Genomic DNA, 11,062 nt, shown 5'->3' on the forward strand with positions numbered 1-11,062 from the left:
ATCCGTTATCCAACCCGTGAGTACAACTTCTTTCTCTCGCCTTTTGAGGTTTTAAAACACTGCCTAGTTCGTGAGCACGAAACCGTCCTTCTCGACGATGAAACCAAGTCCGCGTGCTTCGAGCGGCCGTTTCGTTCCGCCGTAGATGCGCACCACGCAGCGATCCGCGAACAATGAGGTGGTGAGCAGGACGAATGTAATCCAAGGCTTCAGCCCGAAAAGACGTGGCTGGGTGATTCGTGAGCGAGTCATGGATGAGGGAGGTTCGGCGAGCTAAAGCTCTGGATTACATTATGGTGCAAACGACTGGTTGAAGGGATTCACTTCGGGGCCGGCAGTGATGCGGATGAAGCCATGCTGCGTGGCGGTGTGGCAGGCGTTGCAGGTGGTGACGATGGGCTGAATGGCCTCGCGCAGTTGTTTGGCATTCTTCGCCGTGACCGCCTGCTGCATCTGCTCATAAGCTGGATGCGCAAGGCGGTCGATCAGCAGCGCCACGGGGATGTTTTCATACTCCGGAGCCTCCGTTTGAATCTTCCGAAGCTGTTCCTGGCTCTCATGAAGATAAAACGCCGCCAGATCAACATTCCCCGCTTCCGCGGAGAGAGCCAACTTGTGGGTGAGCCTCTGAAGATCGCCCATGAGCAGGGCGAGTTCTGCAGATTGAGGGAAGTCTGCCAAAGGTGCCAACTGCGCACCAGCGACTGCGACAAAAACGAGTGTCTTCCAGTTCATCCGTGACGCATCCGCATCGGCTGGTGGCGGGCAAGAAAGGGGCTGTGACGTTTCCGCCCGGAAGTGTGCTGGCGGTCGTTGAGGAAAGGCATGTCGAATGGCAACGCCCCGGATTTCCCGTCATCGGCAGTGCACCGCAGGAAATTGAAGGGTGACTCGCTATCAGCAGGGAGGCGTTGCAGTGACCTCGTGCACGGCTTTCGCGGCTCGTGCATAGGCTCCGCCGGTGCCAAGTGTGGCCACCACGTCCGCTAACTCCTGCTGAAACCTCTGCCGGTGCGGGGCGTCCTTCAGCAGGTCCACCGTGGCCTTGGCCAGCGTGTCGGGGTTGAGGCTGCCCTGCACCAGTTCCTTCACCACCTCGCGTTTAGCTAGGATGTTCACGATGCCCAGGTGCTTGATGCGCACGACAAGCTTCGCGACGACGTAGGTGGCCCAGCTCACATTGTAGATCAGCGTGTAGGGCAGGCCAAAACAGGCTGCCTCGAGCGTCGCAGTGCCTGAGGCCACCGCGCCGGCCTGGGCACGCTGCATCAAATCGTAAACGGTGCCGGTTTCGATCCAGCGCTTCGCCTCCGGCATGCCATGGGCGTCCGCCATTTCTCGCATGAAGCCTGCCAGCTTTTCGTTGGCGGCGGAAACGGCGAAACGGGCGCCCGGCACCGCCAGTTTGATGGCCTTGGCGGCATCCATCATGATGGGAAACAACCGGCGGACCTCGTTCACGCGGCTGCCAGGAAACCAGCCGACGAGATCCGGCTCGCGCTTCCACTCGCGTTTCAGCGTGGCGACACGGTCCACCAGCGGATGGCCGCTGAACTCGGTGCGAAGGCCGCTCTTCTCATAAAACTCCTTCTCAAACGGGAAGATGCAGATCATGAGATCCAGCACCTTGGCCATCGTCTTCACCCGGCCTTTCTTCCAGGCCCAGACCTGCGGGCTGATGTAGTAGATGATGCGCCCTTGGTATCCCCCGCGGCGGAGCCCGTCCGCCAGCCGCAGGTTGAACCCCGGGTAATCGACCAGAATCACCGCTTCCGGTTTTTGATCGAGAAGCGCATCAAGGACGGCGTCCATCTTCTCTTTGAAGTAGCGGTACATCTTCAAAACCTCCAACAAACCGACGACGCCGGCGGTTTCCACCCAGTCCTCGATGCCGTCTCCGGCCACTTCCTGCATGCGCGGACCACCCAGACCGAGGACTTTCATGTCCGGTTCCAGCGTCCTCAACTCACGCAGCAGTCCGGCGGCGTGGGTGTCGCCACTGACCTCGCCGGCGATGATGAAGATGCGTTTCATTTCGTGCCGAGAGCTGCGTTGCGCTCGATTTGATCGGTGATCTCCAGCGCGATCCGCACTGCCTCCGCGCCTTCCTGGCCAGTGACGATCGGCCGGCGGCCGTGGCGGGCACATTCCACAAATGCAGCGATCTCAAGCTTCAGCGGCTCGCCTTTTTCGACTTCGACCGCGTCACGAATGATCTGCATGCCGTCCTTGCGGTAGATCCAGCCGCTCTGCTCCTGGTAATCGAGGCTGAGGTAGCTGTCGTTCTGGAAGACACGGATCTTCCGCATCTTTTCCGGCGAAATGCGGCTTGCAGTGATGTTGGCGATGCAGCCGTTGGCGAACTTGAGCCGGGCGTTGGCGATGTCCTCACGCTTCGTCAAAACGGGGATGCCCACCGCGTCGATCTGGATCAGTTCCGACTTCACCAGGTGCAGCACGATCTCAATGTCGTGAATCATCAGATCGAGAACCACGCCAATGTCGATGCTGCGGTTGGGGAAAGGGGAGAGACGGTGGGCCTCGATGAAACGCGGGTTGTCCATCCGTTCCTCGAGCTGGCGGAGCACCGGGTTGAAGCGCTCGATGTGTCCGACCTGCAAAATGACGCTCTTTGCCTTCGCCAGTTCGATCAGCGTCTGCGCCTCGGCGTAGGACTCGCTGATGGGCTTCTCCACCATCACGTGAACGCCGTTTTGCATCAGCGGTTCGGCCACTTTGCGATGGAAAACCGTCGGAACAGCCACGCTGGCGGCATCGACGCGTTTCGCGAAGTCATCCAGGTCGCTGGCTGCGTGCGTGTTGTATTGCGCGGCAAATTCGGCGGCACGGGCGGCGTCCGCGTCATAAACGGCGTCAAACGTGATGGAACCGCCGCTGCCGGCCGCGATCTCCGCCATGATGCGTGCGTGATTCTTGCCAATGGCGCCGACTCCGGCGACTCCGATACGGAAAGGGGAACTCATGAAAACGGGAGGGAGTGAGTGCGGGATCGTTCAGATTCAAAACTTGCCAGGGAACTTCATGCCCGGGGGCAGCTTGGGCATCTTGCCACCGCCACCTCCCAGACCGCCAAGAAGCCCCCCGAGGCCTCCCATCCCGCCTCCGCCACCCATCATGGCGCTGGCCATCTGCATCATGGCTCCCTGGTTCTTCATGAGCTTCTTCATCATGTCGAACTGCTTGAGGAGCTGGTTCATCTCCATCACCGGGCGTCCGGCGCCCTGGCAGATGCGTTTGCGACGGCTGCCATTGATGATCTCCGGCCGCTGGCGCTCTTTCGGGGTCATGGAGAGGATCAGGGCCTCCGTATGCTTCATTTTCTTGTCCGCGTCGGTGCCGAGCGCGTCCTTCATCTTGCTCATCCCGGGCAGCATGCCGAGCAGGCCGCCCATGCCGCCGCCGGAGGTGAGCTTCTTCATCATGCGCATCTGCTGCAGCATGTCGTTGAAGTCGAATTTGTTCGACTGCATGCGCTCGGCCAGCTTCATCGCCTCCTTCTCGTCGATCTCCTCGGCCGCCTTCTCCACCAGGCTCACCACATCGCCCATGTTGAGGATGCGCTGGGCCATGCGGTCCGGGTGGAAGATCTCAAGCTGCTCGATCTTTTCGCCAACTCCGAGGAACTTGACCGCGCAGCCGGTGACCTGACGCATCGACAGCAGCGCACCACCACGGGCGTCGCCATCCAGCTTCGTCATGATCAAACCGGTGACGCCGACCGCGTCGTTGAACTTCTGCGCCACGCTCACGGCCTGCTGGCCGGTGGCCGCGTCGGCGACGAGCAGTGTCTCGCTCGGCTGCACGATTTCGCGGACCTTCTTCAATTCAGCGAGCAATTCCTCATCGAGGTCCTGGCGGCCGGCGGTGTCGAAGATGGCGATGCCGGCACCTTGCTGCTTCAGCCAGTCCAGGGAGGCCTTGGCGGCCTTCACCGGGTCCTTCTCTCCCTCCGCTGGAGCGAAGACAGGCACGTTGAGCTGCTGGCCGAGCACCTGGAGCTGTTTGACGGCCGCCGGACGATACAAGTCGAGCGCGAGCAACAGCGGGCGGCGTCCCTGCTTCTTGAGCCAGTTAGCCAGCTTCGCCGAGGTGGTCGTTTTGCCGGCACCGTTGAGGCCGGTCATCAGGATGCGCTGCGGCGGATCGAGGTTCAACGCGCTGGCATCGCTACCGAGCAGTTTGACCAGTTCGTCGTGGAAGATTTTGACGATCTGCTGCCCGGGCGACACGGATCGCAGCACTTCCGCGCCGATGGACTTGGTTTTGACGCTTTCGACGAGATCCTTGGCGACCTTGAAGTCCACATCGGCTTCCAGCAGGGCCATGCGGATCTCCTGCATGGCGTCGTTGACGTTGGATTCGCTGATGCGGGACTGGCCGCGCAGCTTTTTGAAGGCGTCTTCGAGTTTTTCGGTGAGGGCGGAGAACATGTCGGGGAGAAAGGGGGGGCTATGGGGCAGGAATGGTCACTGCGCAGGCAGATATGCGGCCTTGAGGTCGATTTTGAAGCGCCAGCTCACCACTTCGGCAGGCTGGGCGGCATCGCGTTGGAAACTGAGGCTGAGCGCACAGTCCTCGCGACGCAGCTTGTAGGGGAATTTGAAGCTCACCACCATCGTGGACGGATCGTAGTCGGCCGGAACGGTGCCGAGGCCTGCGATGCGCAGCTTGACGCTTTCGGGAACGATGGTGCCGAGCTTCTTCAGGTTCGCCTCGATCAGCGGCGTCCTGTCGGTGATGACTTCATCAGGCCCTGGTTTGAGCTGGATGAGCTGCTCGCCCTGATCGTTCTTCGAAGTGGCCGCCAGGAACTTGTTCGAGCCGACGTCACCGCGGCCGCGGAAGCTGGTGGCCAGCTTGAAGTTGGTGTCGTTGTCACCGTGAATGATGTAGCGCCCGAGTTTGCCATTCGGCGTGTCCCAGGTGACTTTCTGGCCGTTGACGGTCACGAGCGACTCGTAGCCGATCTGCAGGCCGGTCTCCATGATGGCGTCATCGAAGTTGCCGTAAGGGTAGGCGAAGGAGGTGACCTTGATTTTGAGGTTCTGCTCCAGGAAGTCACGCGAGTCCTTCAGTTCCGACAGGATCCACTGCTGCACGTCCGCATCGGCCTTGGCATTGCGCGGGCGCTTCTTGAGGCTCTCATGGGAGACGCTGTGGCTGCCGACCTCGCAGCCGTGCTGCATCATTTCCTTGATCTGCTCCCAGCTCATCGAACGTCCTGCTCCGCCGACGTACTTCTTGTAGAGGTAGATGGTGAAGGGGAAGCCGAGTTCCCGCAGGATCGGAAACGCATACGTGTGCACGCCTTCCCAGCCGTCATCCATCGTGATGACGATGGCTTCTTCCGGGATGTTCTTCTCGCCGCGTTTCCAGGCCATCACATCGCTGAGCGGAATGACGGGAATCTTCGAGTCCTTGATGGCCTGCATCTGCTCCTTGAACTTCGGCGCGGAGATCAGCATCGGACTGCCGCCACGATCACGGAAGTCGTGGTAGCCCAGGATCGCGACGACGGACGACTTGTTCAGCTCAAAGGCGGGGGCGGCAGGCACGGCGGGTTCGGGAGCAGCGGCGTCGGTCATCGCGGACTCCTGGAGCTTTTTCTCGATGGCCTGTTCCTCGGCGGTCAAAACGGGCTCCGCAGGTTTTGGCGGAGGAGGCGGCTTGGGGGTCACGCCGCTTTGCTCCGCGAGGCGGCGGAGCTTGGCCTCGATGCGCTTGCAGGAGGACACGGAGGCAAGCATCAAGGTGGCGAGGAGAATGGCGGTGACGGGGCGCATGGAAGGTCAGTTCGCGGGGCGCGGCTTGGTGATGAGGAGGTTCTTCAGGATGAGTTTCGGGCTGCTCTTGTCGCCCACGACGAGCCGCAGTGTTTCGCCGCGTTGATCGCCGGTCAAGGTCAGGCTGCCGACGCGGAAGATGCGGAAGGTCTGTTCGTCCTTGGTGCCGCGGTCGGCTTCCAGCGTCTTTTCGAGCGATTGACCGGCGAATTCGACCGCCACGGGCAGTGGAGCGTTGAGATCCGGGCAGGAATAATGCAGCAGCACGTCATAGGTGCCTGCCGCGATGCGCTCGATCCGCCATTCGGCCTCGCTGACCGGCGCGGTGGCACTGTCCGGCGCTGCGGGCGGCGTCACTGTGTCAGCCAGGGCAGGAGCCAGCGCAATCAGCGCCTGTTTCCGCTCCGGCGGCACGGCCGGGGCGGGCGGCATGGGCATGGTGCCGGTTTGCGGCTGCTGGGCGGCGATGAGATCCACCACGCCGCCGGAACTGATGATCTGCTGCACCCGGGCGATTTCAGCTTCGTAGGGCGCTTTGTCCGTCGCGGTGGCGGCCTGGCGTTGCAGTTCGACCAGATACTTGCCCAGGAGCGGGATGTGGCGCGCACTGAGCTCCTTCTGGTAGATGCTTTCCATCTGCTGCAAACGTGTGACGGCGGGCGCAACGGGCGCGGCGGCGGCCGGTGTCTGCGCAGACAGCCTGCCGCAGGCAAAAATCACGCCGAGGGCGATGCACATGCGCTTCATCACTTCCGACCTCCTTGGGCTGCGGAGGCCAGCGCCCAGGCGCCTGGGGCGGGTTTGCGTTTCTTCGCGGCACGTTCACGCGCATCCATCGTGGTCAGCAGCGCTTTTTCCGGCGCATTGCGTCGGGAGTCCGTCGGTGGCGGGGAGATCGCAGCGAGCCCGTGATCGATCAGCACATTCTGAAACAACCCCACATCCGGCAGAAAGACCAGCGCGGCCAGCGTGCCGTCCTGGTCCGGGTCCGGGCGGACGAGCAGGCGCAGCGGCTTGTCACGCAGGAAACCCGCCGTGAATTCACGGGCGTAACGGCCGATGCCCGCCACATCCTCGTCGTCGATGCCGAAATACTTCGCGAAGGCCGCTTCGCCGGGGTCATTTTCTTCCGGTGAAGCACAGTTCACCCACAGCAGGCGCACCTGCAGCGTCCGGCCTTCGTGAACGACCTGGAAGCGGTCGCCCGCCAGCGGCTCTCCTTCGGCCAGGTAGGCTTCAGTGATGTTTTCAAACCCGGCGAAGCTGCCGCTGGACGACGCCACCGCATGAATGCCCGCGATTCCGGTCCGTTGCTGGCCGAGCTTCTCGACACGACGGGCCTCGGCCTCGGTCTGCTTTTTGAGCACGGGTTTGGCAGCGGCCAGACTTTGCAAGGCCTCGATGTAGGAGGCGTCCGCGGCTTTCTTGGCAGCGTCCAGGGCCGCGTTCAGGGCGGCTGTGGACTGCTGGAGAATCGTCGTGGAAGCCGCCGTGGCCGGCGTGGCAGGCGCGGCGTTTTCCTCCGTGACCGGGACGAGGCGCAGATTGCGGATGCGAATGATGTTCGCGGGATAACCGGCCTTGTTGCCAAAATGCAGGCTGACCGGGCTGTGGGTGAAAGTCAGCGGCCCGGCACGCACAGTGGTGAAGGTGGTCTCGTCCGTGCTGCGTGTGATCTCAAAGGTGCGGCGGTTGTCAGAGGCATTGCCCAGCAGCGTGACCTCATTGAATTCAAACAAGGCGCTCTGCTGCGGCTGGAACTTCGACGACGCGTAAATGCTCCCGGCCACGGGCGAGTCGCTCATGTTCACCTCGAACTCCAGGTGATAGCGACCCGGGACGACGCGGAAGTTCGTCCACTCGGCACCGCTGCCGTTGGAGCGCCAGCCGCTGAGCATTTCGCCCGCAGATTGCGTGGAGCCGCTCAAGCGTGCCTGCGCGAGCGGCAACGGGGTGGCCAGGCTCGAGGCGGTGCCTGCATACAGGGCCTTCAATTGCTCCAGCCGTTGCCGGATCGCACGGGCCTCCTCGTAGTCTCCCGTCGCGGCCACATCGACCTCCGCCTTGGCGAGAGCGCGGGCATACTGCTCCGTGAGGAGCTGTGAATCCGTCATCACCTGCCGCAGAAACGCCGCACGCGCCGTCGTCAGCGCCTGGGGGTCGGCAGGTGCCGCTGTCTGGGCGTGCAGCACCGTGCCGGCGAGTGCGGGCAGGACGCGGAGCAGCACTGGCAGAGGGTGTTTCATCGCGAGGCTGGCACCAGTTCCACGGCCAGGAGTTGCATGAGGTTGTTCGTGATGAGTGTCTGCGCCGTCAGCGTCAGGGTGCCGCTGCCGTCGCTGATCTTGATGGTGCCGGCATTGCGCTCCTCCGGGCCTTTGAGCGTCGTTTCGATGTTCGTGGTCAGCGTGAAGCGTGCTTCCTTGATCAGCAGGGTGCCGCCTTCGGCCGCGCTGCAGCGATACTTCAGCATGACCTCGTATCCCCCCGGCGGCAGCGCGGGCAGTTTCCAGGTGGCGGAGGCTCCCGGCTTTGACCAGCCGATGATGGCGCCCCCTTCGCGGCGCACGTAGGTGAGAGTCGCGGCTTCCAGTGGCAGCTTGATGCGGTCGGGCAGGGAGGCGATCTGGCGCTCCAGGCTGCGCTGTTGCAGCAGCAGCAGTTCTTTGTCGAGCTGCGCCAGCTCGTTTTGCAGCCGTTTGCGCTCGTCACGGGCGGTGATCGCCGCGTCGTAGTCGCGGGCGTCCACGAACTGCTTCTCCAGCCCTGTCAGCGTCATGATCTGGGCCTTGATGGGTGCCAGGCTGGCCTCGATCAGGCTGCGCTCGTAGTTCAGCCGCAGCATGGCGATGTCCAGGCTCGATCCCGGGTCATCGGCACGCTTTTCCGCTGCCGCGACGGACACGAAAAATCCGGCGGCAACGAGCACAAGCGCGAGGACGAAACCGGATTTCACACTGGAGGGATTTTGGGGGACAAAAATGCAGCCGCATGCTAGCCGGACGCCCCGGTGAGACAAGCCTGAAGTCGCCCTGAGGCCTCACTCATTGGGCGGACATTTTTTGATCGCGAAAAGAGGCTGGCGGACGCTTTTCGTTTCTGCCAGCATCCGGCCATGCGCTGGTTCCTGCCTCCCTTCCTTCTGTGCCTCGTCTCTCTTCATGCCGAGCCCGAGTTTCCGCTCACCGCCGACTCCAAGCCGCAACCCGACGTGCCAAAGGGCACGATGGTCAAAGACACCTACACGGCGAAGGAAAGCAGCGTCTTCCCCGGCACCCAGCGCGAATACCAGATCTACCTGCCCGCAGGCCACGACAAAACCAAGCCTGCCGCCTTCATGGTCTTCCAGGACGGCGTCATCTATCAGGCGCCGGTCGTTTTCGACAATCTCATCGCGAAGAAGGACATCCCGCCGCTCGTCGGCATCTTCATCAAGCCCGGCGTCGTTCCGGCGGTCAATGACAACGCGCTGCCGCGTTTCAACCGCAGCTACGAATACGACAGCATCACGCCCACCTACTCGCAGTTCCTCATCGACGAGTTCCTGCCCGCCATTGAGGCCAAACATGGCCTCAAACTCAGCACCGATCCCAATCACGCCGCCATTTCCGGCAACAGCAGCGGTGGCATCTGCGCCTTCATGGTCGCGTGGCACCGCCCGGCTCGTTTTCGACGCGTTTTCACCGGCGTGGGCACCTACGTCGGCATTCACGGCGCCGATCAACTGCCCGTCCTCGTCCGCAAATTCGAGCCCAAGCCCCTCCGCGTCTTCCTTCAAAGCGGCTCTGGCGACAACAACCTCTACTGTGGCGACTGGTGGATGGCCAACCAGATGATGGAACGCAGCCTCACCTGGGCCGGCTACGACGTGAACCACGCCTGGGGCGAAGGCGGCCACAATCAAAAACACGCCAGCCAAATCTTCCCCGACGTCCTCCGCTGGCTCTGGCGTGATTGGCAGACGAACCTCGAGGTCCAAGCGAATCCGAAAGGCGAATCGAAGTGGCGAGGGTATGAGATTGTGGGGGATGGAGAGTGGATGGAATACAAGTCGGGCGCCAAACATCCCAGGTGGGAACACCTTTGCCCAAACTTAGATGGCGATGTGCTTGCTTGGAGTTCAGGAACTTCACCTTGGGAGTTTGGTCTTTTCCCACCGTCGGGGAAAGCCAGCTTTTTGAAACCTCCGCTCGCTGACGTGAGAGCAGCAACATGGACAAAAGACAATGTGCTGATCCTTCTGAATGGCGAAGCCGACAAATCAAACGGGCATCTCGAACTCTTCAAATTTTATCCGGATGGTTCACTCAAAAAATGGGCGCATGGCATCGGTGGATACCCGGACAATATGGTAATGACCTTTGATGGCAGGCTTTACTGTTCCGATCATAGCTGGTTGGCATGTGTGAAATCCAACGGAGAGGTGATTGATGCAGCTGGTGAGACGGACGTTTATCTCTCTCAGTTTGCTCTTTCTCCCGATCAAACACAACTTTACTCAGTTTCATCTGCTGATGGTAGCATCGGGTGCAGGCCATTGCTGCCGGATGGAACAGTTGGTAGGGAACAAAGCCGTTTCTATAAGCTGGAAGGTCAATCTCGCGCATTTGGCCTCTGCGTGGACACCAACGGCTGGCTCTACGTCGCCACGGCACTTGGCATCCAAGTCTGCGATCAAGCAGGACGCGTGAACTTCGTCATCCCGACGCCGAAGCAGCCGTATGATGTGTGCTTCGGCGGCAAAGACCTCAGCGAACTGTTCATCGCCTGCGGCGACACGATCTACAAGCGTCCAACCAAGGCCAAAGGCGTCGTCAGCGGCCAGCAGGCACCGATCAAACCACCGCCGCCGAAGCTCTGAGGTAGCTCGGGCAATCCTGCCCGAACTCGAGCGCGTTCTTGGCGGGCAAGATTGCCCGCACTACCACGAAACGGCTGAACCGCACGGAGCAACCTGTGGACTGCATGGTTCAAGGGCTGGGCCGCACGGTGCAACGGCTGAACCGCACGGCGCGATGGCTGAACCGCACGGCGCAACGGGTGGACCGCATGGTTCAAGGGCTGAACCGCACAGCGCAATGGTTCAACCGTGACTGGTGGACAACCTTGGAGGGCGTTCCAATTCGTTGTGGTTCAGTCTTTTAAGCCCGGGGCGAGGCTCCTTCGTCGCGACGGCCGCTTTAAAGGTCGCCTAGGCAGTGTTTTAAAACCTCTTGAGCGGCTGCATCCAATCGATGACAGCGGCGAAAGCGAGCAGT

Annotated in this window: 10 protein-coding genes; 1 reads left to right on the forward strand and 9 read right to left on the reverse strand. The window is 61.6% G+C overall.

Features of this window, described 5'->3' with window-relative positions; all coding sequences use genetic code 11:
* Positions 1 to 63: 63 nt before the first annotated feature.
* From IAE77_RS24420 to IAE77_RS24460, 9 genes are all read right to left on the reverse strand, one after another.
* A complete protein-coding gene (locus tag IAE77_RS24420) occupies positions 64 to 252 on the reverse strand; it encodes a hypothetical protein (RefSeq protein ID WP_294232358.1) in 189 nt (62 codons plus the stop codon).
* Between the two features lie 39 nt (positions 253 to 291).
* Positions 292 to 735, reverse strand: a complete 444-nt coding sequence (locus tag IAE77_RS24425; RefSeq protein ID WP_294232360.1) for a hypothetical protein — start codon at positions 733 to 735, stop codon at positions 292 to 294.
* Between the two features lie 162 nt (positions 736 to 897).
* Positions 898 to 2,034 carry a lipid-A-disaccharide synthase gene (lpxB, locus tag IAE77_RS24430; protein WP_294232361.1) on the reverse strand — a complete coding sequence of 379 codons (1,137 nt, stop codon included), beginning with the start codon at positions 2,032 to 2,034 and terminating at the stop codon, positions 898 to 900.
* On the reverse strand, positions 2,031 to 2,984 hold the full coding sequence (locus IAE77_RS24435) for a Gfo/Idh/MocA family oxidoreductase (protein ID WP_294232363.1): 954 nt from the start codon (positions 2,982 to 2,984) through the stop codon (positions 2,031 to 2,033). The genes lpxB and IAE77_RS24435 overlap by 4 nt, the downstream gene beginning before the upstream one ends.
* A gap of 36 nt (positions 2,985 to 3,020) precedes the next feature.
* A complete protein-coding gene (gene ffh / locus IAE77_RS24440; protein ID WP_294232365.1) occupies positions 3,021 to 4,451 on the reverse strand; it encodes a signal recognition particle protein in 1,431 nt (476 codons plus the stop codon).
* 36 nt (positions 4,452 to 4,487) lie between these two features.
* Positions 4,488 to 5,804 (reverse strand): polysaccharide deacetylase family protein, encoded by a 1,317-nt coding sequence (locus IAE77_RS24445; RefSeq protein WP_294232367.1) that lies wholly within the window; start codon positions 5,802 to 5,804, stop codon positions 4,488 to 4,490.
* 6 nt (positions 5,805 to 5,810) lie between these two features.
* A complete protein-coding gene (locus tag IAE77_RS24450) occupies positions 5,811 to 6,542 on the reverse strand; it encodes a hypothetical protein (RefSeq protein WP_294232368.1) in 732 nt (243 codons plus the stop codon).
* Between the two features lie 8 nt (positions 6,543 to 6,550).
* Entirely contained in the window at positions 6,551 to 8,050 is a 1,500-nt protein-coding gene (locus IAE77_RS24455; protein WP_294232369.1) for a hypothetical protein, read from the reverse strand.
* A complete protein-coding gene (locus IAE77_RS24460) occupies positions 8,047 to 8,760 on the reverse strand; it encodes a hypothetical protein (protein ID WP_294232371.1) in 714 nt (237 codons plus the stop codon). The genes IAE77_RS24455 and IAE77_RS24460 overlap by 4 nt, the downstream gene beginning before the upstream one ends.
* 159 nt (positions 8,761 to 8,919) lie before the next feature.
* Between IAE77_RS24460 and IAE77_RS24465 the strand changes: the two genes are divergently transcribed.
* On the forward strand, positions 8,920 to 10,665 hold the full coding sequence (locus tag IAE77_RS24465; RefSeq protein ID WP_294232373.1) for an alpha/beta hydrolase-fold protein: 1,746 nt from the start codon (positions 8,920 to 8,922) through the stop codon (positions 10,663 to 10,665).
* Positions 10,666 to 11,062 lie beyond the last annotated feature (397 nt).

This window comes from Prosthecobacter sp., assembly GCF_014879935.1.
Lineage (GTDB): Bacteria > Verrucomicrobiota > Verrucomicrobiia > Verrucomicrobiales > Verrucomicrobiaceae > Prosthecobacter.